A 20853-nucleotide genomic window follows, 5' to 3' on the forward strand; every position below is an offset into this window, starting at 1 on the left:
GGGATCTGACGGGACGAGACAATTCCCCCGAGATGGTGCTGTAAGGAACGTAATGGCGCGCAGGGAAGTCGCCTAGACCCGATCTCGTCCCGGCCCGGCGGTGCGGGCCGGGACGATCGTCAGCTCACCGGACGGACGCCGGCGTCACCAGGCCCGCGTGCGGCCGAACCACACGTTGCGGGCCCGGAAGTAGGTGTTGCCGGAGGGGCCGGGCTGCTGGCTCCAGAGCGCGTGGCCCGGCTCGATCCCGGAGGCCCAGGACCCCATCTGCAGGTTGATGATCAGGTACTGCGGGATGCCGGCCCAGCCCACGCCCCGGTGGGACGCCTGCCACACGCCGTCGAAGTAGTAGTCGAGCAGGACGTCGTTGCCGTCCTTCTCCATCCAGAGCCGGTACTTGTGCCAGGCGTCGGGGTTGTGGCCGCTGATCGGCGTGCGCTCGGCGGGGTCGTTCTCGCCGGCCTCCTTGGTCCAGGTGTTGAACAGGTTCGTGGAGTCGCCGACGTACTCGAGTATGTCGCTCTCCGGGGGCCAGTTCGGCGCGATGCCGGTGGTCCAGAAGGCGGGCCAGATGCCCTGTCCGGTCTGCGTACGGAACTCGCCCTCGATGTCGTACTCGGGGAACTGGTCGTTGACGAGGATCTGCTCCTTGGCGTGCACGGCGCCGGACTGGTACCAGAGCGGTGCGTGCGGCGGGCTCGCGCTCTGTCCGTCGGGCTGGGCGAGCCGGGTGGCCGTGAGGGTGAGCACGCCGCCGGAGAGCGAGACCTTGCTGGTCAGCATCTTGGCGGCGCCGTTGTGGACGTTCCCCCAGGGATAGCCGTAGTTCCATTCCTGGGCGAAAGCCGTGGCGCTGGCGAAGGAGGACTTCTCAACGAGGTTCTCCCACGTCGCCGCGGCACGGCGGGCGCGCGTGGCGGCTTGGGACGCCGCCCGAGCCTCGGCCGGGACGAGCGACAGACCTAACAGGCCGCTCGCGGCCGCCGCCGAACCCAAGGTGATGAGCCTGCGCCGGTTGATCGATTCCTCGGGCATGTGGTCCTTTCTGCGGTACGGACGAAGATCACTACATCACATCCGCTCCTGACAAAGTGTGCGGATCTTGGCAATCGGGAAAACATGCCAGTAGGTGTCGGGTTTTTCCGGAAAGGTGATGCCTTCGCGAAACACCACCGAACCAAGGACCTCGATGCACGAGACACCAGAAGAGCTGAAGCGGCTGCAGTCCCTCCTCGACGCCTCGCTCTCCCGCTCCACCTCGCACCTCCGCTCCATCGTCTCCGAGCACACGCTCACCGCCGAGCAGCTCACCCAGGTCCTGACCGGCATGCGCACGCTCGCCCTGTCGACCGTGACGGCGAAGGGCGAGCCGCGGATCAGCGGCGTGGACGGGCACTTCCTGCACGGCAGATGGCACTTCGGCACGGCGCGCGACGCCGCCAAGGCCCGCCACCTCGCCGCGCGTCCCGCCGCCAGCGTCGCGCACCTGCGCGGGGAGGACCTGGGCGTGTTCACGCACGGCACCGTGGAGGTCCTCAACCCCCTGGACGGCGAGCCGCACCCGGACTGGCCGGAGCTGCTCGCGTACTTCAAGGACTTCTACGGCGCCGCCGCCTTCGACTGGGAGAAGGAGGTGGTCTACTACCGGCTGCGCCCGCACTGGATGACGGTGTACGCCCCCGACTTCGCCATGTTGACCGAGTCGTAGCGTCCGGGGTCCTAGCGTCCGGGGTCGTTCACCAGGACGCGCGCCAGGACGAAGGTGAGGAGCCCGGCGAGGACCACCGACAGCAGGCCGGCGCGCAGGCTGACGAGGTCGGCGACGAACCCGACGAGCAGCGGCGACAGCAGGAACCCGCCGCGCAGCAGCCAGCTCACGACGGTCAGGCCGGTGCCGGAGGGCAGGCCGGGCAGTTCGTCGGCGGAGTGCATGGCGGCGGGCACGAGGGTGGCCGTGCCGAGCCCGGCGAGGACGAACCCGGCCAGCGCCGACGGGACGGACGGCACGGCCAGCGCGGCGCCCATCCCGGCGGCGGCGAGGAGGCCGCCCACGCGGGTCACCGTCCGCTGGCCGAACCGGTCCACCACGCGGTCTCCGGACAGGCGGCCGACGGTCATGGCGGTCTGGAAGGCCACGACGGCGAGGCCGGCGGTGGCGGCGTCGGCGTGCAGGCCGGTGAGGTAGAGGGCTCCCCAGGACGCTCCGGCGTCCTCGACGAGCGCGCCGCACGCGGCCAGCAGGCCGAGCGCCGCGAGCATCCACACCGCCGGCCGCGCGAACGACCGCCGCCCGGCCGGAGCCACCGGATCACCGCCGGCGGTGGCCGGGTGGCCGTCGGTGGTGGCCGCCGCGGTGCGTTCGGCGTCCTCCGGGCCGGCCAGCAGGAACCGGTAGGCGACGACCGCGACGACGCTGAACAGCGCGGCGGAGATCCCGAGATGCAACGCCAGGGGCAGGCGCAGCCCGGCGGCGGCCGCGCCCATCAGGCCGCCGAGCACCGCCCCGATGCTCCACACGCCGTGCAGCGAGTTGAGTATGGAACGCTGGTAGAGCCGTTGCACCCGCAGGCCGTGGGCGTTCTGCGCGACGTCCACGACCGCGTCGAGCGCGCCCACGACGAACAGCGCGGCGCCGAAGGCGATCCAGTTCGGCGCGAACGGGATCGCCAGGGTCGCGAGCGTGGTGATGACGATCCCGAACGCAGCCACCCGGGCCGAGCCGAACCGGCGCACGAACACCCCGGCGAGCAGCCCGGCCAGCAGCGCGCCGACCGAGTAGCCGGCCACCGCGCCGCCGAAGACGGCGTTGCTCACGCCCAGTTCGGCCTTGATCTGCGGATAGCGCGGGACGACGTTGAAGAACACGGCTCCGTTGGTGAGGAACAGCACCGCGACGGCGGCACGGGCCTGGCGCGCGTGGCGGGCGGGCGCGGAGGGAGGGGCGGCAGCGGGCATCGGCTCTCCGATCACGGTGGCGGGCGCGGGCGGGCGGTGGTCCCGGCGCGGGGTGCGGCTCAGCCCGGGGCGCGGTGGGCGGCGCGGCGGGTCCGCTCGGGCGTCACCGGTCCCGGCGGCTGGTGCGGGGGTCGTCCGTTCCGGCGAGGACCTGGTTCCCATCAGGCATCATGTGTACGAGCGTACTGATCGGTGCTCGATCGTCCCGCCAGGGCCCGGCGATCATCGCGGCGGGGTGCGCCGGACGGCCGGGGATGATAGGCAAGCCCTCGGACCGGAGGCGGCGGAGGGAAGGGAGTCCTCGCATGGAAGCGCCCGACGGCGACGAGCGGCGGTGCCGGGCGGCGGCGGGCGAGCGGCCTCACGGGCTGGGCGAGCTGCGCCAGGCCGGCACCTACCTGGTGGACGATCGCGGCCAGATCATCGAGGTCAGCGCCCTCGCGGAGCGCCTGCTCGGGCGTACCGCCGACGAATTGCTCGGCCGGGACGCCCACGACCTGCTGCATCGCGGCCGGCACGGCGAGAGCGTGCCCCGCAGCCGGTGCGCGATGCGGCAGCCCCTTCTCGCCGGGAGCAGCGGTCAGGGGGAGCTGGAGTGGTTCGAGCGCGGGGACGGCACTCTGCTGCCGGTCTCCTGGCTGGTCACGCCGTGCGACGCCGGCCCGGGACGCACCGGTTCGCTGGTGATCTTCTACGAGACCGAGACGGCCGACCCCTCCAGACGGGAGCCGGAGAGCGCGTCGTCCACGATGTCGGAGCTCGACCGGCTGGCCCTGCTCGCGGAGACGACCACGACCCTCACCGCCAGCCTGGAGGTGGAGGAGACGCTGCGCCGGCTCGTCCGCCTCACGGTGCCGCTGCTGGCCGACTGGGCGGTGGTGGACCTGCTCACCGAGCACCGCGGCGTGTCGCGGGCCGTGGTGGCGCATCACGAGAACGGCGTCGTGATCCACCGGGAGGACCTCCAGGGGCCGATGCCGCAGGTGCCGGAGGAGTCGCCGATGCCACTGTCGCGGGCGCTGCGCGGCGTCACCGCGACGCTGACCGGCCCCGAGACCTACCGAAGGACGCCCGACTCCGGCATCGCGGTCGCGCAGCGGGAGCTGTTCCGCGCCACCGGCATGCGCTCCGCCTGCATCGTGCCGATCCGCGGGGTGCGCGAGGTGGTGGGGGCGCTGACCCTCGGGCGGGCCGACCAGCCGGGCGCGTTCACCACGACCGACCTGCTGCTGGTCGAGGACATCGCCCGCCGCGCCGGGCTGGCGCTGGACAACGCCCGCCTGTACGAGCGCCAGCGCCGGGTGGCCGAGACCATGCAGCGCCACCTGCTGCCGCAGCTGCCGGTCGTGCCGGGCGTGCAGATGAGCGCCCGTTACGTCCCCGCGCCCCACGCCTCGCAGGTCGGCGGCGACTGGTACGACGCCTTCCACCTGCCGGGCGGCGGCACCGCGCTGGTGATCGGCGACGTGGTCGGCCACGATCTCGACGCCGCCGCCGGCATGGCGCAGATCTGCAACATGCTGCGCGCCTACGCCGGAGCCCAGCGGGAGCTGCCCAGCACGATCCTGGGCCGGCTGGACCTGGCGGTGACCCGGATGGTGCAGACCACGATGGCCACCGTCGTCCTCGCCCACCTGGAGCACACCGACGACGGGCGCTGGCTGCTGCGCTGGGCCAACGCCGGCCATCCCCCGCCGCTCCTCGTCGAGGACGACGGGCGGACCCGTCTCCTGGAGGCGGGGCACGGTCCGCTGCTCGGCACCGGGCTGCGTCCGGCGCGCACCGACGCCGTGATCGAGCTGCCGCGGGGCTCGGCCCTGCTGTTCTACACCGACGGGCTCGTCGAGTCCCGCGCGCACGGCCTCGGCGAGAGCTTCGGGCGGCTGCGCCGGCGGGCCGCCGGTCTCGCCCGCCGCCCGCTGGACGTCCTCTGCGACCTGTTGCTGGAAGGCGTGCGGCCGGCGGACAACGACGACGACGTGGCCATGCTGGCGCTGCGCGTCCCCTGAGCCGGTGGCGGGCGGCGGGCTGTCAGACGGGCTTGGCGACGGCCGAGGTCAGCGCGGCGACGTCGTCGTCGCTGAGCCGCAGGCCCGCGGCGGCGACGTTCTGCTCCAGGTGCTCGACCGACGACGTGCCGGGGATGGGCAGCATGACGGGCGAGCGGCGCAGCAGCCACGCGAGCGCGAGCTGCGACGGCGTGGCCGACAGCCGGGTGGCGAGGTCCGCGAGCGGCCCGCCCGCCTTCGCGAGGCTGCCCGTGGCCAGCGGGAACCAGGGGATGAACGCGATCTGGTGGCGTTCGCAGTGGTCGAGCACGTCCTCGGCGGAGCGGTTGCCCAGGTTGTACAGGTTCTGCACCGAGGCGATCGGGGTGATGGCCCGGGCCTGCTCGATCTGCTGGACGCTGACCTCCGACAGGCCGATGTGCGCGATCTTCCCTTCGTCCTTGAGCGCCTTCAGCTCGCCGACCTGGTCCTCCAGAGGCACGTCGGGGTCGACGCGGTGCAGCTGGAACAGCGCGATCCGGTCGAGGCCGAGGACGCGCAGGCTCATCTCGCACTGCTGGCGCAGGTAGGCGGGCCTGCCGACGGGTGTCCACCGGTCCGGGCCCTGCCGGGTCAGCCCCGCCTTGGTGGCGATGACGATGTCCTCGTCGTACGGGGCGAGGGCGCGGCGCAGCAGCGGCTCGGCGACCAGCGGGCCGTAGGAGTCGGCGGTGTCGAAGAGGGTCACGCCGAGCTCCGCCGCCCGGCGCAGGACCCGTACGGCGTTGTCCTGATCGGCCGGCGGCCCCCAGACGCCCCGGCCGGTGAGCTGCATCGTGCCGTAGCCGAGGCGGTTGACGCCGAGGGTGCCGTCGATCGCGAACCGTCCGGAGACGTCGGCCGTCACAGTGGTCATGGCGGAGTCCTTTCCTCAGGAAAGCCGCGCGCCGGGATCGCGTACCCGGTCGCGCCACGGGGCTCCGCTGCCCCGCCTCATGCCCCACAAGCGGACAAATCGCCGATATTCGGATTCTTTTGCCCGGATGGCGGTCCCGTACCGACCGCCCCGCGGGCGGAGGGTTCGGTCCCCGGCCGCCGGGCAGGTGCGCAGGCGTCGGCGCCGGCACGCGGAGGGGAAGCGCCATGAGCGAGCTCGATCACGGCATCGCCGATCTGAACGGCGACCAGGCGGCCGTCTTCCAGGCCGTCTCCTATCTGGAGAGCGGCCCCGCCGGGCCGGGCGACCTGGAGCAGATCGCCCGGCGGGCGGGGCTCGACAGGGAACGCGCCTCACGCGCCCTGGACGAGCTCATGGGCCCGCTCGGCCTGGTCACCGCCGTGGAGGACCCGAACAGCGCCCGGGGGCACGCGGTGTACCGCGTCCAGTCCTTGGGCTGATATACGGGCACCGCCCGGGCGGGCGCCGGTCAGGGCTGTCCGGAGCCGGCGGTGCGGGCGTTGAGCCGGTTCAGCGTGAGGGCCAGCGTCGTGCCGTACACCAGGTGTCCCGCGATCATGACCGCCATGCGGCCACGCCGGTCCCGGCGGGCCGGCGGCAGGATGCCGAGCTGCGGGACCCAGCCCTCATAGCTGGAGAACCAGATCGCCAGCGCGTAGCCGGCGCCGAGCGGCGCTGGGGTGTGCCGTCCTCGGGTCAGCAGCCCGTACAGGGAGCCGGCGGTGATGCCGAAACCGAAGTGGGCGAGCGCCCCCGCCACGCTCTCCCCCCGCTTGGGCCGGTGCCGATGGCCCGGCAGCATCGCCCGGACGATGCGTTTGGGTGGCTGGTCCGGCATGAGCCCCATGCGGCTCCCGGCCATCATGACCAGACTCATCGTGGCGGTGGCGGCCGTCCCGCCCAGAGCGCCCTTCATCACGTTGCGCAGCATGCAAGGCGGTTGCCCGCCAGATCGCGACGGTAACGCCGTCTGCGCGACCCGCAGGACGTTGCCGCAGGTCGAGGGGCTGGAGTTGGTAATGCCCCGCGTGGCCGGCAAAGCCAGGGGTAGGCACCGAGCGTGACCGAGAGAGGACGATCATGACAGCACAGCAGACCGTGCCGGAGAAGATGGCCGAGGCGGACGTCATCGAGTTGCTGCAGGCCCAGCACGGCATGATCAGGAACCTGTTCGACGAGGTCGAGCAGGCGTCCGCGGACCGGCGGGCGGAGGCGTTCACCCGGCTCGTACGGCTGCTGGCCGTGCACGAGACGGCCGAGGAGGAGATCGTCCATCCGCGCGCGCGGCACGCGTTCGAGGGCGGCGACGGCATCGTGGACGACCGCCTGGCCGAGGAGCACGAGGCCAAGGAGCTGCTGCAGCGGATGGACCAGGCCGGGGCGGACGCGCCCGACTTCATGCACAACCTGCTCGTGCTGCGGGCGGCGGTCGAGGCGCACGCGCGCAGCGAGGAACGCTACGAGTTCACCAAGCTGTACGCCCACACCACCAAGGCCGAGCGGCGCGCGATGGCCGCGGGCGTGAAGGCCGCCGAGGCCATGGCGCCCACCCACCCGCACCCCGGCGTGGAGTCGGCGAAGAAGAACATCCTCATGGGGACCCCGGCCGCCATGATGGACCGGGTCCGCGACGTCATCCGCCAGGCGATGGGGAAGAACCCCTGATCCGGTGACGTCCGCCGTGCGGCGCGACGGAGATCACCGCCGCGCCGCACGCCGCGACCCCCGTGACTATGCTTCGGTCATGACCGCAGAGTCGACCCCCCTCACCCTCGCGCAACTCGCCGAGCTGGCGGGGGTCTCGACCGCCACGGTCTCCAAGGTCGTCAACGGCCGCGCCGAGGTCTCGCCGGAGACCCGCGCCGCCGTCGAGGCCCTGATCCGGCGGCACGGCTACCGCAGGCAGCGCCGGCGGCCCGCGCCGGCCGGGGTGGTCGAGGTGGTCTTCCACGCGCTGGAGGGCGACTACCCGGTCGAGATCATCAAGGGCGTCGAGGAGGTGGCGCGCGAGCACCAGCTCACGGTGGCGGTGTCGGAGCTGCACCGCCGCGACCCCGCGGAGCAGGGCTGGCTGGAGGGCGTGTTACGCCGCCGCCCGGCCGGGGTCGGCGTGCTCGCGGTCTTCTCCAGCCTCGACGAGACGCAGCGGGAGCGGCTCGCCCGGCGTGAGATCCCCCTCGTCCTGCTGGACCCGGCCGACGACCCCGGCAGGGGGATCCCGTCGGTGAGCGCGGGCAACTGGAACGGCGGGCTGGCGGCCACCCGCCACCTGCTGGAGCTGGGGCACCGCCGGATCGGCGTCATCACGGGCCCCGGCTACGCGCTGTCCGGCCGGGCCCGGCTGGACGGCTACCGCACCGCACTGGACATGGCGGGCGTTCCCGCCGATCCCGACCTCGTCGCCCGCGGCGACTTCCTCATCGAGGGCGGCCTGGCGGCGGCGCAGCGCCTGCTGCGGCTGCCCGATCCGCCGACGGCCATCTTCGCCACGAACGACGGCCAGGCCATCGGCGTCTACCACGCGGCCCACCGGCTCGGCCTGCGCGTCCCCGACGACCTGAGCGTGGTCGGCTTCGACGACCTGCCGTCCGTACGCTGGGCCCTCCCGCCGCTCACCACGATCCGCCAGCCGCTCGCGGCCATGGCTGCGGCGGGCACGACCATGCTGCTGGCGCTCGCGCACGGCGAGCCGCTGCCGCAGAGCCGCATCGAGCTCGCCACCGAGCTGGTCGTCCGCGAGAGCACCGCCCCACCCCGCCGGTGACGTGCGCGAGCGGGGCCGGCGCCGGAGCGGGCCTGGGGCGGTCTTGACGAGCCGGATACCCGGCCGCCCGTAGGCTGGCCCTATGACGTGGAGCCGGACGAGCCATGGTGCGGCCGGGTGACAGCGGTTCGATCCCGGGCGCGGCGATCGCGTCGTCCCGCCTGGACGACCTGCTGATCGAGGCCGTGTTCAGCGTCGGGGCCCACCTGGGCGCCGTCTACGTCCTGGATCCCGGCGACGAGCTGCTGAGCATGGAAGCCTCGGTCGGGGTGCCGGCCACCACCGCCAGGGTCTGGGCGCGGCTCAGGACGAGCGACCGCGCGCCCGTCGCGCTCGCCGTGCGCGAGCGGCGGCTGGTCTGGCTCGGCGACCGGGTGGCCCTGGCACGCGCCTTCCCGGCGGCGGCGCTGGCGCTGCCCTACCATTTCGGCCTGGCCGCCGTCCCGCTGTGCGCCGACGGGACCGCGTGGGGCAGTCTGATCGTGGGCTGGCCGACCGGTGGCGAGAGCGAGCTCCCCCTGCGCCTGCGCGACGTGCTCGACGACGTCGGCGCCAGGATGGGACACCTGCTCCAGCAGGCGCACGCGCGCGGCCAGCCGATCGTGCCGCATCCGCTGCCCCGGGTGCTGAACCCGGTCCGGGCGCACCCGCCCGGCCCGTACGCCGGGCTGACCGCGATCAGCTGCCTCAGCAGCCTGCCGGAGGGCTACTGCCATCTGGACGCGCACGGCCAGGTGACGCTCGTGACGGCGGCGGCGGCCGAACTGCTCGCCTGCCGGCCGTCGGAGATGATCGGCAGACGCTTCTGCAAGGCGTTGCCCTGGCTGGACGACCCCGTCCACGAGGAAGGCTACCGGTCGGCGATCCTCAGCCACCGGCCCACGGCGTTCACCGCCCGCAGGCCCGACGGGCGGCTGCTGTCGTTCCGGTGCTATCCCAGCCTGCCCGGCGTCACGCTGCGGGTCACGCCCGCCGACGAGCCCGGGCCCGCCGTCGAGGACACCGGCGGCCGGACCGGCGCGGCGGGGCTGCACGACCTCCTGCACCTCGCCACCGCCCTTGCCCGGGCGACCACCGCGCAGGACGTGGTCGACCTGGTGGCCGACCGGGTCCTGCCGGCCTGCGAGGCGCAGGCGATGGCCATCCTGACCTGGGACAGCGGCCGGATGCGGGTGGTGGCCGCGCTCGGCTACGACGCGGAGGCCCTGGAGTCGTTCAACGGGCGGCCGATCGGCGTGGAGCACGAGCACCACGACGGCGACGAGGCGGCGCCGGCGTTCTACGGGAGCGCGGACGAGCTCCACGCGGCCCATCCCGACGTCGAGCCCACCGGCGGCATGAACGCCTGGACGACGCTGCCCCTCGTGGCGCTGGGCCGCTCGATCGGCACGTGCCTGCTGGCTTGGGACCGCCCGCACGAGTTCGGCGCGGAGGAACGGGCCATGCTGAGCGCGCTCGGCGGGCTGGTCACCCAGGCGTTCGAGCGGGCCTGGCTGTACGACCACAAGCACCAGCTCGCCCAGTCCCTCCAGTCGAGCCTGCTGCCGAAGGACCTGCCCGAGTTCCCCGGCCTGGAGGTGGCCGCCCGCTACGTCCCGCTGACGCCCGGCATGGACATCGGCGGCGACTTCTACGACCTGATCCGGCTCGACGACTCCACGGCCGCGGCGGTCATCGGCGACGTCCAGGGCCACGACATGACCGCCGCCGCGCTGATGGGCCAGGCCCGCACCGCCATCCGCGCCCACGCCGCCGCCGGCGCGAGCCCGGGAGAGGTGCTCGCGCGCACCAACCGGCTGCTCACCGCGCAGACCCCCGAACGTTTCACGAGCTGCCTGTACGTCGCCTTCGACCTGCGCCGCCGGGTCGCCCTCCTGGCCAGCGCCGGGCACCTGCCGCCGGTGCTCGGCCTGCCCGGCGGGCCCGCCGAGATCATCGACCCCTCCTCCGGCCTGCTGCTCGGCATCGACCCTGACGCCGAGTACGTCACCACGACCGTGAACGTGCCGCCCGGCGCGACCCTCGCCCTCTACACCGACGGCCTCGTGGAGGTGCCAGGCGGCGATCTGAACGACGGCATCGCCGCCCTGGCCGCCCGGTTCGCGCCCACCCCCTGCCACTCCCTGGACGAGCTGGCGGACGAGCTCATCGCGGCGTCCGGCGAGGAGGAGCGGCGCACTGACGACAGCGCCCTGCTGCTCCTGCGCAGCTCCGCGCCCCCTGACGCCCTCCGCTCCGGGGTGTGAGCGGGGCCGGTCGCGGGGAGATCTGCCCGGATGGGAATGGTCGGCGTGGGGGCGGCCGGCGCCACGGAATGGTTCGCCGGACAGGGCTGGATCCAGCTGGGTGAGCTGGCCCTGGCCCTGCTGCTGTCCGCGCTGATCGGGCTGGAGCGGGAGGTCCGTCAGAAGAGCGCCGGGCTGCGTACGCACACGGTGGTCGGCTTCGCCTCGGCGCTGATCGTGATCGTGTCCAAGTACGGCTTCTCCGACGTCCTCGGCGAGCACGTCACGCTGGACCCTTCGCGGGTGGCCGCGCAGATCGTGTCCGGGATCGGCTTCATCGGCGGCGGTCTGATCTTCGTCCGGCGCGACGCGGTGCGCGGCCTGACCACGGCCGCGGTGGTCTGGCTGACCTGCGCGGTGGGCATGGCCGCCGGAGCAGGTCTGTGGCTGCTGGCCGTCGTGGTGACCGCCGGTTACTTCCTCGTGGCGTTCGGCTTCCCGCCGCTGGAGGCGCGGCTGGCGCGCTCGCGTTACAGCCAGGCGCGGCTGCGCGTGACGTACCTGGACCGCCGGGGCGCGCTGCGGCAGGTGCTGTCCATCTGCACGGAGCGGGGGTTCGTCATCGCGGAGCTGAGCATGGAACGCCACCGCGAGGGCCGGGACCCGCACGTCATCTCGATCTGGCTGGTCGTGCAGGGCTCGGGCGCGATCGGCCCGCTCATCACGGAGCTGGCGGAGGTCGAGGGCGTCCGCGGCGTGTCGAGCGCCGAGATCGAGGGGACGACCCTCTGACCCCTCCGGGGTTCCGGAGGGGTCAGAGGGTCGTCGGTTACCCCAGGACGGGGTAGTTCGCGCGCAGCACGCCGTGCGGGTCGCGGGCACGCTTGATCCCCCGCAGCCGGGCCAGCGTCGCCGCGGGGAACGCCTGCTCGGCCCGCTCGCCGCGGCCCAGCATCGTGTACGGCTTGCGCCCGCTCACCGCCTCGCCCAGCTCCTCGGCGAGCGCGGCCTGCCGGGCGCCGACGGCCGCCGCCTGCGCGGGGTCGGCCGCCGGCCCGAACATGTAGACCAGGTACGGCTCCGCGACCGGCCCGCTCGGCCCCGCGCCGGGACGCTCGGCGGCCAGCGCGCCGCCGAGGTGCCTGACCTGCAGCCCGAACATCGGCTCGACCGGCTCCTCCGCCAGCACCTTGGCGGTCACCTCGTCCACGGCGGTGAGCAGTTCGGTGCGCCCGCGGCCGGGCGAGGGATCGGTGGGGTCGTCGGCGATGCCGCCCAGGTCGGCCACCGCGACCGGCCCCCGCGTGTCCACGACCAGGTCGCCGATCCGGTCGAGGCGGGCCAGCAGCGCCCGGCCCTCGGCCTCGTCGCCGAGGAAGGCGGTGTCGATCCCGACCATGGGCGGGGCCTGCGGGAACCGCACCCGGTCGAACCAGGCGGTCAGCTCGTCCGGCGCCCCGGCGGTGAGCTCCAGGAAGGCGTCGAACACCTCGCGGGCGCGGTGGCCCTGCCACAGCATGCGGCCGCCGTACAGGGCGGGCGCCGGGTACAGGTCGAACTCGACGGCCGTGACCAGCGCGAAGTCGCCGCCGCCGCCGCGCAGCGCCCAGAACAGGTCGGGGTCGGAGTCCGCGGTGACGCGGGCCGGCTCGCCGTCGGCGGTCACCACGTCGAAGGCGCGCACGCTGTCGGCGGCGAAACCGTGCCGGCGGCCGAACCAGCTCAGGCCGCCGCCGAGGGTGTAGCCGGTCACGCTGACCACGGGGCTGCTGCCGGCCAGGCCGGTGAGTCCGTACGGGCCGGCCGCCGCCAGCACCTCGCCCCACTTCGCGCCCGCGCCGACGCGGGCGGTGCGCGCCTCCGGATCCACGCTGACCTCGTCCAGCGCGCCGGTACGCAGCAGGATCACGCCGTCGGCGTCGCCGGAGGCTCCGTGCCCGCTCGGCTGGGCGGCCACGGCGATCCCGGCGCGGCGCGCGTACGCGACCGTCGCGGCCACGTCGGCGGCGTCCGCCGCCTCGACCACGGCGGCCACCCGCTGCTCCACCGACAGGTTCCACGGCCTGGACGCCTGCTCGAACCCGTCGTCGCCGGGCAGCAGAACCCGGCCCGCGGCGACCGCGCGCAACTCGGTGTGCGTCATTCCCCATCACTCCTTCAGCTCGCCCCCGTCCGGAGGTCGTCAGTTGGACGATCAGCGAGGCGCGGACGTGACGCCCCATCGGGTGACATGTGTCACATCCGCAACGATGGGAACGGTCCGGAAATCGACGTTCCGTCATCCGGCGAAAACACTTCGCGTCATTTCCACGCAAAGCAATTCCGGGATGACGCGATGTCACTTGCGGAATTAAATTCGGCCGCTCGTCTTTCGGCGGCGTCTGGAAGGATCGAAGGCAGCGAAGGGAGGCTTTTTGTGATGGCATTGGCGAATGTCGGTTTACGACGCCTGCTCGTGGACACCGGCGAGCCCCGGGACTGGGTGAGGCCACGGACGGACCTCGTCACGGCGCTGCTGGGCGTGTGGTTCGGCATCGGCCTGATGATCGACGCCTGGGCGCACACCAATCTCGACGGCGAGCTGGAGACGTTCTTCACCCCCTGGCACGCGGTTTTCTATTCGGGATTCGCGGCGGTGTCGGGCTGGATGGTGTGGCAGGCGTGGCGCAACGTCCGCGCGGGCCGTCAGGGCCTCGCCGCCGTGCCGCGCGGATATCTGGCGGGGCTGGTGGCGATTCCGGCGTTCGCCGCGTTCGGCTTCGCCGACATGATGTGGCACACGCTGCTCGGCATCGAGACGACCGTGGACATCCTGTTCAGCCCGTCGCACCTGGGACTGATCACGACGATGCTGCTCATCATCACCACGCCGCTCCGCTCCGCCTGGAACGCCCCCGACGTGGGCCCGCGCCCGTCACTCGGACGGCTGCTGCCCGCGCTGGTGGGGCTCGCGTTCGCGACCACGCTGGTGTCGTTGTTCCTGTCGTACGGCGACGCCATGCAGTGGCGGCCCGCCCGCATCGTCGAGGCGTTCTCGATCATGGACGACGGCGGCGCTGAGCGGCTCGCGACCGCGATGGTCATCAGCAACGTCATCCTGCTGGCTCCCGTGCTGCTGCTCCTGCGCCGCTGGGAGCTGCCCTTCGGCGCGATGACCCTCATGTACGCGGTGGGCGTCCTGATGTCGGGCGCGCAGACCGAGTTCGGGAACCTGCCGGTGCTGCTGGCCGTGGTGGGCGGGGGCCTGGTGGGCGACCTGCTGATCCGGTGGCTGCGGCCGTCGGCGGCGCGGCGGCGGGCGTACTGGGCGTTCGCGGGGCTGTCGGGTCTCGCCACGTGGTCGCTCTACATCGGGGCTGCCTCGGCGGCGGGCGGCGGCCTCCCGGCCGTGCCGGAGCTGTGGACCGGCGCGCCGATCGTGGCCGGGCTGATCGGGCTGGTGCTGGGCGTGCTGTTCCTGCCGAACGCGACCGCCCCCGCCTCCGCCGGCGCGGTCGTCAGCACAGAGGGCGGCGCAGAGAAGGCATGAGGCCCGCCCGGCTGCTCGCACTCGCCGCGCTCCTCCTGGCGGCCCTGCTGACGGCCCTGTTGTCACTGGGAGCGTCCCCGGCCGCGGCGCACAACGTCTCGGCCGGGGCGGACCTGCGCCTCGCGCAGACGATCGCGGGCACGGAGCTCACGGTCGTGGTCAAGGGCACCACGCGGGTGCCCGGCCCGCTGCGGATCGGGATCATCGCCTACCAGCCGGTCACCGGCCTGCCGGTCGCCCTGGAGGTGCGTTCGGCCGAGGACGGGCGCACGGTGACGGGCGAGGCGCTGGCGTCGGCCGACCCGCGTTACGCGGAGCTGCGGGTGGAGCGGACCGGGCCGCACGTGCTCACCTTGCGCGCGGGCGGCGAGAGCGCCGTGGTGCCGTTCCGGGTCCTGGTGGAGCGGGGGTCGGGGGCGGAGCTCCTGATCTACGGCGGGTTCTTCGTGGCCGGGGTGCTGCTGGTGGGCGGGCTGCTCACCGGGGCCCTGGCCAGGCCGGGGCCGGCGATGGCGGTGGCGGCCGGGGCCGCGGCGGGGGTGACGGTGGCGGCGATGGTGGTCGTGTTCGAGCCGATGGTGCCGGCGGGGCCGCCCGACGGGGCCGCGCCGCAGGTCACCGCCCTGGCCGGGGGCGGGCGGCCGTACGTGCAGGAACGGGTGGCGACGGTGCCGGCGCGGCCGGTCGCGGGAGAGGAGTTCACGTTGCGGGTGGATCTGGTGGACGGCTCCACCGGGCGGCCGGTGGACGACCTGACCGCCCACCACGAGGCGCTCGCCCACCTGGTCGTCACCAGCGAGGACGGGCGCTACTTCCGGCACGTCCACCCGCTGCGCACCGGTCCCGGGCGGCTGGAGGTCCGGCTGCGCGCCGACCGGCCGGGCCGTTACCTGGCGCACGCCGAGCTGGAACGCGAGGACTCCGGCGGCCAGCTGCTGGCGGCGAGCTTCGACGTGCACGGCCCTGGCACCCAGCGCGCCACCGGCGACGGCACAGGCGGTGCTGACAGCGGCACAGGCGACACCGGCGACGGAATGGGCGGCCAGGCGAGCGCCGGCACGGGCGGTGACGCGGGGACGGGTGGGGGCTTGCCGGTGCTGGCGCCCGCCGTTCCGGTGGCCGGGCGGCCGGCGACGATCGAGATGGACACGGCCGGCCCGGTGCGGCCCTGGCTGGGCATGGCCGGTCACCTGATCGTCCGCGACCGCGACGGCTCCTTCCTCGGCCACGTGCACGAGATGGGCTCGCCGGGCTCCCGGCGGCTGCGCTTCACCTTCAGCTTCCCGGCCGAGGGAAGCTACCTGGCCTGGGTCCAGTACGCGCTGGCCGACCGCATCGTGACCGTGCCGTTCACGGTCGAGGTGAGCGCGCAGGAGAACGGGCGATGAGGCGGCGGGCCCTGATCGCCGCCGCCCTCGTCGCGGCCGCCGTGCTGATCTTCGTCGTGGGCCGCAGCATGGCGGCCGAGCCGCTGCGCGCGTCGGTCGCGGGCGCCCGCTACGCCGCCACGGTCGTCATCGACCGGCCCACGATCGGCCCGATCACCGTCGAGGTCGGGGTGACCTCCGGCGACGCCTACACGGTGGCGGTCTCGGCGGTCATGACCGGCATGGGCCACGCCACGTCGGAGCTGTCCGCCCGCGCGACGGCTCCGGGCCGTTTCGTCGCCGAGGGCGAGCTGTTCCCGATGAGCGGCGCCTGGGAGGTGTCGCTGCGGGTGAACGGCGCGGCGGGCGAGGAGACCCTGGTCGTCAACGCGCTCGTCACCGGCTGAGCCCTCCGGCGCGCCGGCTCAGTCCAGCCGGACGACGACCTTGCCGCGCACGCCGCCCGTCTCCAGCGCCCGGTGCGCCTTCGCGATGTCCGCCAGCGGGTACACCGTGTCCACGACCGGGCGGATCGCGCCGGACTCGACGTAGCGGGCGAGGTCGGCGAGGAGCCGGTGGTCCTGGGTCCCGCTGAAGAGGCGCACCCGCCGCCGGCCGTGCGCGGCGGAGAGCACGACGTACGCCAGCGACGCGGCGGCCCGGTCGAGGTCGAAGGCGATCGCCACCATGCGGCCGCGCGGCGTGAGGAGGCGGCGGTAGGCGGGGTGCTCGGTGCCCACCGTGTCCATGACGACGTCGAACGGCGCCAGGTCCGCCGGGTCCGTGGTGCGGTAGTCGTGGGCCTCGTGCGCGCCGAGCTCGCGTACGAGATCGAGGTTGCGTGCTCCGGCCAGGGCGGTGACGTGGGCGCCGAGCGCCCGGCCGAGCTGCACCGCGACGACGCCCACGCCGCCGCTGCCGCCGCGTACGAGCAGGCGCTCGCCCGGCTGGAGCCGCGCCTTGTCGCGCAGGGCGGTGATCGCCGTGGTGCCGACGACCAGGGCCGCGGCCTCGGCCGGGTCGAGGCCGGCCGGGGCCGGGGACAGGTGGCGGGGGCGGATGGCGACGTACTCGGCGGCGCTGCCGAACGCGCGTCCCGGCCCGCCCCAGACCAGGTCGCCCACCTTGGGCCCGCGTACGCCGGGGGTGACGGCGACGACCTCCCCTGCGAGGTCGAGGCCGATGCGCTTCGGGAAGCCGCGGCCCATCAGCCCGGTCACCGCCCGCAGCCGGCCGGCCCGGCCGTGCAGCTCGCCGCCGTTGACGCTGACGGCGCGCACGCGTACCAGCACCTCGCCCGGAGCCGGGACCGGTCGCGGGACCGTGCCCACGTAGAGCACTTCCGGGGGCCCGTACCGGTCGAACAGGGCCGCGCGCATCTCACTCGCTGTGTCCATGGAGGGGACGCTAGCCGACTAAATGGATACCGCTGTCCACTTACGTTAAGGTGAGAAACATGCCTGGTCATCCCTCTCACTTGCGGGCGGACGCGCGGGACAACCGGCAGCGCATCCTCGACGCCGCCAGGGAGGCGTTCGCCACGCGCGGGCTCGGCGTGCCGATGGCGGCCGTCGCGCGGCGGGCCGGGGTGGGCATGGCGACGCTCTACCGGCGCTTCCCCTCACGGGAGTCGCTGATCACGGAGGTGTTCGCCGACGAGCTGACCGTGTGCGCGTCCATGGTGGACGAGGCGCTGGCCGACCCCGACCCCTGGCACGGGTTCCGCGCGGCGATCGAGAAGGTGTGCGCGATGCAGGTCACCGACCGGGGCTTCACCGAGGCGTTCCTGACGGCGTTCCCCGAGGCGGTCGACTACGAGCGTGCGCGCACGCGCGTCGAGGAGGGCTTCGGCGAGGTCGTACGCCGGGCCAAGGCGGCCGGGCGGCTGCGCGCCGACTTCGCGATGGCCGACCTGATGCTGCTGCTCAAGGCCAACTGCGCGATCGCCACCGGGCCCGAGGAGGAGGCCGCGGCGGCGTCGCGGCGGCTGGTGGCCTACCTGCTGCAGTCGTTCCGCGCCGAGCACGCCGAGCCGTTGCCGCCGGCGCCGCCGCTCACCCTCGACAAGCTGATCAGCCCGCCGGCCCGCTAGGAGCCCTCTCGCGGAGGAACTCGCGGACACCACGCAGCCTGGTGCGCAGCAGCCGCCGCGTGGCCGTGCAGTCGAGGCGCACGTCGGCGGGGCCGGGCACGCCCGACCCGGCGCGCAGGCCGGCCGGCAGCCGGGCCGGGTCGAGCCCGTCGCGCCGGGCGATCAGGCAGCCGAGCTCGTGGCGGCTCACGGCGTCCGGGCCGGCCACGTGGTGGACGCCGGCGGACCCGGACGCGGCCAGTTCCAGCAGGGCCGCGGCGAGGTCGCGGACGTGCACGGGGCAGCGTACGTCGTCGGTGAACAGCACGCCGTCCGCCCGACCCGTGGCCAGGGCGTGCACCCGGGCCTCCTGGGGCGAGCCGCCGTCGCCGATGATCAGGGACGTGCGGACGACCGCCGCCGCCGGGTCGACGGCCCGCACGGCCACCTCGGCCGCCGCCTTGGCGGCGCCGTACGGGGAGATCGGGTCGGGCTCGGCGTCCTCGGCGTAGGTGACCGCGCCGCCCGAGAAGACGGCGTCGCTCGACACGTGGACCAGGCGGGCCCCCTGCGCGGCGCAGGCGAGCGCCACGTGGGCGGCGCCGGTCGCCGTCGTGGCCCAGTCGTCCTGCCGGTAGGCGGCGTTGACGACGACGTCGGGGCGCAGCGCCGCGAGCACGGCGGCCACGGCGGCGCGGTCGCGGACGTCGAGCGTCCGCCACTCGGCCGCCGCCCGCCCTGGCCGGCTGAAGCAGGTGGCGGCCACCCGGTGACCGGCCGCGGCGGCCTGCCGGACGAGCTCGCCGCCGAGGAACCCGCCGCCACCGACGACGGTGACTCTCACCCGCGCCTCCCTCGATCGGCCGGTGCCCGCACGTCGGCAGGTTACTGCCAGGGGGATCCCTTTTCGGTAGATTCGGAGTGATCAACGTGGTCGTCATCCGGAGGAGTCCCGTGACCGTTCCCCAGCTGACCGGCGTGCATCCGGCGTGGCTGCCGCCGGAGGCGTTCCAGGCGATCGGCTCGCGCCGGGTCCTCGTGCTGGGCGAGGGCGCGCTGGTGGACACGGTCCGCGAGGAGGTGGCGGCGGCACACGCCCGCCACGGCGGCGGGCAGGGCGGCGGGCAGGCCGGTCGTGAGGGGGCCGGCTGTGTGCTCGCGCTGAGCGGCGCGGACGGGCTGCCGGAGCCGGCGCGGGCGGTCGCCGCCGAGGCCGGGCCCACCGGCGCGGAGGGGTACGCCCTGGCCCGCCGCGACGGCGTCACCGTCGTCGTCGCCGACGCGCCCGCCGGGCTGCTGTACGGGCTGTTCCACCTGGTACGCCTGGGCGAGGCGGCGTTCGCGCCCGCGGACCGGCCGGTCGAGCGGCACGCGCCCGCCGCGGCCCGGCGCATGCTCGACCACTGGGACAACATCGCCGTGCACCCGGTGATGGGCCAGGTGGAGCGCGGCTACGCGGGCGGCTCGCTGTTCTGGCGCGACGGGGAGCTGCGCGAGGACCTGACGCGGGTGCGGGCCTACGCCCGGCTGCTGGCCGCCGCCGGGATCAACGCCGTCGCGATCAACAACGTGAACGTGCACGCCACCGAGGCCCGCCTGCTGACCGACCGCCTGGACGAGGTGGCCGCGATCGCCGCCGAGCTGCGCCCGTACGGGATCCGCGCGCACGTGTCGGTCGGCTTCGCCTCCCCCGTCGTCCTCGGCGGCCTGCCCACCGCCGACCCGCTGGAGGAGGAGGTGCGGCGGTGGTGGGCGGACGCCGCCGACCGGGTGTACGCGGCGGTGCCGGACTTCGGCGGATTCGTGGTGAAGGCCGACTCCGAGGGGCAGCCGGGGCCGTTCGCGTACGGGCGCAGCCACGCCGACGGAGCGGGCGTCCTCGCCGCCGCGCTGGCCCCGCACGGCGGGGTGGTGCACTGGCGGGCGTTCGTCTACGACCACCGCCAGGACTGGCGCGACCGCTCCACCGACCGCGCCCGCGCCGCCTGCGACCACTTCGCCCCGCTCGACGGGCGGTTCGCGCAGAACGTGATCCTCCAGGTGAAGCACGGCCCCATGGACTTCCAGCCGCGTGAGCCGGTCTCGCCGGTGATCGCCGCCATGCCGGCCACGAAGCTGGCGGTGGAGCTCCAGGTGACGCAGGAGTACACCGGCCAGCAGCGGCACGTGTGCTACCTGGCGCCGATGTGGAGTGAGCTGCTGGCCTTCCGCCCCTGGGGCGAGGAGGGCCGCTCGGTCGCGGACGTGGCGGTGGGCGGGGGCGGGCTGGTCGCCGTCTCCAACGCGGGCGACGACCCCTACTGGACCGGCCATCCCCTGGCCCAGGCCAACCTGTACGCCTTCGGCCGGCTCGCCTGGGACCCCCGCCTGGACCCGGCCACGATCCTGGACGAGTGGGCGGACCTGACGTTCCCCGGCGCCGCGGACGGGCTGCGCGGCACCCTGCACGCGATCATGGACGGGTCGTGGCGGACGTACGAGCGCTACACGGCCCCGCTGGGCGTCGGCTTCATGGTCCGCCCCGGCCACCACTACGGCCCGGACGTGGACGGCTACGAGTACACCCCGTGGGGCACCTACCACTTCGCCGACCGCGACGGCGTCGGCGTGGACCGCACCCGGGCCACGGGCACCGGCTTCACCGGCCAGTACCCACGGCCGTGGTCCGACGTGTACGAGTCCCTGGAGCGTTGCCCGGACGAGCTGCTGCTCTTCTTCCACCACGTCCCGTACGGGCACGTGCTGCGCGGCGGCTCCACGGTGATCCAGCACATCTACGACACGCACTTCGCCGGGGTCGAGGAGGTGTCCGCGATGCGGGCGCGCTGGGACAAGCTGCACGGCTCGGGTCTGGTGGACCCGGCCTACCACGCCCGCGTCGCGGAGCTGCTGGCCGAGCAGCAGCGCTCCGCCGAGGAGTGGCGCGACCAGGTCAACACCTACTTCTTCCGCAAGTCGGGCGTGCCGGACGCCTACGGCCGGCGCATCCACTGAGG

General features: G+C 74.2%; 19 protein-coding genes. 12 read left to right on the forward strand and 7 right to left on the reverse strand.

Annotation, left to right across the window (positions count from 1 at the left end; translation table 11 throughout):
* Positions 1–144 precede the first annotated feature (144 nt).
* Positions 145–1035, reverse strand: coding sequence for a glycoside hydrolase family 16 protein (locus BMW85_RS25210; RefSeq protein ID WP_091085871.1), 891 nt, complete (start codon positions 1033–1035; stop codon positions 145–147).
* Between the two features lie 154 nt (positions 1036–1189).
* Between BMW85_RS25210 and BMW85_RS25215 the strand changes: the two genes are divergently transcribed.
* Entirely contained in the window at positions 1190–1708 is a 519-nt protein-coding gene (locus BMW85_RS25215; protein ID WP_091085873.1) for a pyridoxamine 5'-phosphate oxidase family protein, read from the forward strand.
* Positions 1709–1719: 11 nt separating this feature from the next.
* On the opposite strand, the gene BMW85_RS25220 is transcribed toward BMW85_RS25215, so the two are convergent.
* Complete coding sequence (locus BMW85_RS25220; RefSeq protein WP_091085876.1) at positions 1720–2955, reverse strand: MFS transporter; 1236 nt, start codon at positions 2953–2955, stop codon at positions 1720–1722.
* Positions 2956–3260: 305 nt separating this feature from the next.
* Here BMW85_RS25220 and BMW85_RS25225 point away from each other — a divergent pair, with 305 nt between their 5' ends.
* Positions 3261–4964, forward strand: a complete 1704-nt coding sequence (locus tag BMW85_RS25225; protein WP_091085879.1) for a SpoIIE family protein phosphatase — start codon at positions 3261–3263, stop codon at positions 4962–4964.
* A 22-nt stretch (positions 4965–4986) separates the two neighbouring features.
* Here the strand turns inward: BMW85_RS25225 and BMW85_RS25230 are convergent, their stop codons facing one another.
* Positions 4987–5859, reverse strand: coding sequence for an aldo/keto reductase (locus BMW85_RS25230; protein WP_091085882.1), 873 nt, complete (start codon positions 5857–5859; stop codon positions 4987–4989).
* A gap of 227 nt (positions 5860–6086) precedes the next feature.
* Here BMW85_RS25230 and BMW85_RS25235 point away from each other — a divergent pair, with 227 nt between their 5' ends.
* Positions 6087–6341 carry a hypothetical protein gene (locus BMW85_RS25235; RefSeq protein WP_091085884.1) on the forward strand — a complete coding sequence of 85 codons (255 nt, stop codon included), beginning with the start codon at positions 6087–6089 and terminating at the stop codon, positions 6339–6341.
* Positions 6342–6370: 29 nt separating this feature from the next.
* Here the strand turns inward: BMW85_RS25235 and BMW85_RS25240 are convergent, their stop codons facing one another.
* Positions 6371–6832 carry a DUF6789 family protein gene (locus BMW85_RS25240; protein WP_091085886.1) on the reverse strand — a complete coding sequence of 154 codons (462 nt, stop codon included), beginning with the start codon at positions 6830–6832 and terminating at the stop codon, positions 6371–6373.
* Between the two features lie 149 nt (positions 6833–6981).
* Between BMW85_RS25240 and BMW85_RS25245 the strand changes: the two genes are divergently transcribed.
* The 4 genes from BMW85_RS25245 to BMW85_RS25260 all read left to right on the forward strand — a co-directional run bounded on the left by BMW85_RS25245 (position 6982) and on the right by BMW85_RS25260 (position 11682).
* Positions 6982–7566, forward strand: coding sequence for a hemerythrin domain-containing protein (locus tag BMW85_RS25245; RefSeq protein ID WP_245775049.1), 585 nt, complete (start codon positions 6982–6984; stop codon positions 7564–7566).
* Between the two features lie 79 nt (positions 7567–7645).
* On the forward strand, positions 7646–8665 hold the full coding sequence (locus tag BMW85_RS25250; protein WP_091085889.1) for a LacI family DNA-binding transcriptional regulator: 1020 nt from the start codon (positions 7646–7648) through the stop codon (positions 8663–8665).
* Positions 8666–8769: 104 nt separating this feature from the next.
* On the forward strand, positions 8770–10911 hold the full coding sequence (locus BMW85_RS25255) for a SpoIIE family protein phosphatase (RefSeq protein ID WP_091085891.1): 2142 nt from the start codon (positions 8770–8772) through the stop codon (positions 10909–10911).
* Between the two features lie 30 nt (positions 10912–10941).
* Positions 10942–11682 carry an MgtC/SapB family protein gene (locus BMW85_RS25260; RefSeq protein WP_091085893.1) on the forward strand — a complete coding sequence of 247 codons (741 nt, stop codon included), beginning with the start codon at positions 10942–10944 and terminating at the stop codon, positions 11680–11682.
* A gap of 37 nt (positions 11683–11719) precedes the next feature.
* Here the strand turns inward: BMW85_RS25260 and BMW85_RS25265 are convergent, their stop codons facing one another.
* The gene (locus BMW85_RS25265; RefSeq protein ID WP_091085895.1) at positions 11720–13033 is read right to left on the reverse strand and encodes an FAD-binding oxidoreductase; all 1314 of its coding nucleotides are present in this window, start codon (positions 13031–13033) and stop codon (positions 11720–11722) included.
* A gap of 276 nt (positions 13034–13309) precedes the next feature.
* On the opposite strand from BMW85_RS25265, the gene BMW85_RS25270 reads away from it, so the two are divergent.
* From BMW85_RS25270 to BMW85_RS25280, 3 genes are read left to right on the forward strand one after another with little or no spacing between them, the layout of a single operon-like run.
* Entirely contained in the window at positions 13310–14419 is a 1110-nt protein-coding gene (locus BMW85_RS25270) for a hypothetical protein (RefSeq protein ID WP_245775050.1), read from the forward strand.
* On the forward strand, positions 14416–15807 hold the full coding sequence (locus tag BMW85_RS25275; protein WP_091085900.1) for a DUF8832 domain-containing protein: 1392 nt from the start codon (positions 14416–14418) through the stop codon (positions 15805–15807). Before BMW85_RS25270 ends, BMW85_RS25275 begins: the two co-directional genes overlap by 4 nt.
* A complete protein-coding gene (locus tag BMW85_RS25280; protein ID WP_091085902.1) occupies positions 15804–16193 on the forward strand; it encodes a hypothetical protein in 390 nt (129 codons plus the stop codon). Before BMW85_RS25275 ends, BMW85_RS25280 begins: the two co-directional genes overlap by 4 nt.
* A gap of 18 nt (positions 16194–16211) precedes the next feature.
* Here BMW85_RS25280 and BMW85_RS25285 read toward each other — a convergent pair whose 3' ends face one another.
* Entirely contained in the window at positions 16212–17165 is a 954-nt protein-coding gene (locus BMW85_RS25285; RefSeq protein ID WP_091085905.1) for an NAD(P)-dependent alcohol dehydrogenase, read from the reverse strand.
* Positions 17166–17242: 77 nt separating this feature from the next.
* Between BMW85_RS25285 and BMW85_RS25290 the strand changes: the two genes are divergently transcribed.
* Positions 17243–17878: a TetR/AcrR family transcriptional regulator gene (locus BMW85_RS25290; protein WP_091085907.1), complete on the forward strand. Its 636-nt coding sequence runs from the start codon at positions 17243–17245 to the stop codon at positions 17876–17878.
* On the opposite strand, the gene BMW85_RS25295 is transcribed toward BMW85_RS25290, so the two are convergent.
* Positions 17859–18701, reverse strand: coding sequence for a sugar nucleotide-binding protein (locus tag BMW85_RS25295; RefSeq protein WP_091085908.1), 843 nt, complete (start codon positions 18699–18701; stop codon positions 17859–17861). The genes BMW85_RS25290 and BMW85_RS25295 overlap by 20 nt on opposite strands.
* A 110-nt stretch (positions 18702–18811) precedes the next feature.
* Here BMW85_RS25295 and BMW85_RS25300 point away from each other — a divergent pair, with 110 nt between their 5' ends.
* Positions 18812–20851, forward strand: a complete 2040-nt coding sequence (locus BMW85_RS25300; RefSeq protein ID WP_245775052.1) for an alpha-glucuronidase — start codon at positions 18812–18814, stop codon at positions 20849–20851.
* The last annotated feature ends 2 nt before the right edge of the window (positions 20852–20853 follow it).

The organism is Nonomuraea wenchangensis (genome assembly GCF_900111685.1).
Taxonomy (GTDB): Bacteria; Actinomycetota; Actinomycetes; order Streptosporangiales; family Streptosporangiaceae; genus Nonomuraea; species Nonomuraea wenchangensis.

What these genes read in the sequence shown, in the direction of transcription:
- BMW85_RS25210 (WP_091085871.1), bottom strand. Translation starts at nt 1,035, where the DNA reads ATGCCCGAGGAATCGATCAACCGGCGCAGGCTCATCACCTTGGGTTCG.
- BMW85_RS25215 (WP_091085873.1), top strand. Translation starts at nt 1,190, where the DNA reads ATGCACGAGACACCAGAAGAGCTGAAGCGGCTGCAGTCCCTCCTCGAC.
- BMW85_RS25220 (WP_091085876.1), bottom strand. Translation starts at nt 2,955, where the DNA reads ATGCCCGCTGCCGCCCCTCCCTCCGCGCCCGCCCGCCACGCGCGCCAG.
- BMW85_RS25225 (WP_091085879.1), top strand. Translation starts at nt 3,261, where the DNA reads ATGGAAGCGCCCGACGGCGACGAGCGGCGGTGCCGGGCGGCGGCGGGC.
- BMW85_RS25230 (WP_091085882.1), bottom strand. Translation starts at nt 5,859, where the DNA reads ATGACCACTGTGACGGCCGACGTCTCCGGACGGTTCGCGATCGACGGC.
- BMW85_RS25235 (WP_091085884.1), top strand. Translation starts at nt 6,087, where the DNA reads ATGAGCGAGCTCGATCACGGCATCGCCGATCTGAACGGCGACCAGGCG.
- BMW85_RS25240 (WP_091085886.1), bottom strand. Translation starts at nt 6,832, where the DNA reads ATGCTGCGCAACGTGATGAAGGGCGCTCTGGGCGGGACGGCCGCCACC.
- BMW85_RS25245 (WP_245775049.1), top strand. Translation starts at nt 6,982, where the DNA reads ATGACAGCACAGCAGACCGTGCCGGAGAAGATGGCCGAGGCGGACGTC.
- BMW85_RS25250 (WP_091085889.1), top strand. Translation starts at nt 7,646, where the DNA reads ATGACCGCAGAGTCGACCCCCCTCACCCTCGCGCAACTCGCCGAGCTG.
- BMW85_RS25255 (WP_091085891.1), top strand. Translation starts at nt 8,770, where the DNA reads ATGGTGCGGCCGGGTGACAGCGGTTCGATCCCGGGCGCGGCGATCGCG.
- BMW85_RS25260 (WP_091085893.1), top strand. Translation starts at nt 10,942, where the DNA reads ATGGGAATGGTCGGCGTGGGGGCGGCCGGCGCCACGGAATGGTTCGCC.
- BMW85_RS25265 (WP_091085895.1), bottom strand. Translation starts at nt 13,033, where the DNA reads ATGACGCACACCGAGTTGCGCGCGGTCGCCGCGGGCCGGGTTCTGCTG.
- BMW85_RS25270 (WP_245775050.1), top strand. Translation starts at nt 13,310, where the DNA reads ATGGCATTGGCGAATGTCGGTTTACGACGCCTGCTCGTGGACACCGGC.
- BMW85_RS25275 (WP_091085900.1), top strand. Translation starts at nt 14,416, where the DNA reads ATGAGGCCCGCCCGGCTGCTCGCACTCGCCGCGCTCCTCCTGGCGGCC.
- BMW85_RS25280 (WP_091085902.1), top strand. Translation starts at nt 15,804, where the DNA reads ATGAGGCGGCGGGCCCTGATCGCCGCCGCCCTCGTCGCGGCCGCCGTG.
- BMW85_RS25285 (WP_091085905.1), bottom strand. Translation starts at nt 17,165, where the DNA reads ATGCGCGCGGCCCTGTTCGACCGGTACGGGCCCCCGGAAGTGCTCTAC.
- BMW85_RS25290 (WP_091085907.1), top strand. Translation starts at nt 17,243, where the DNA reads ATGCCTGGTCATCCCTCTCACTTGCGGGCGGACGCGCGGGACAACCGG.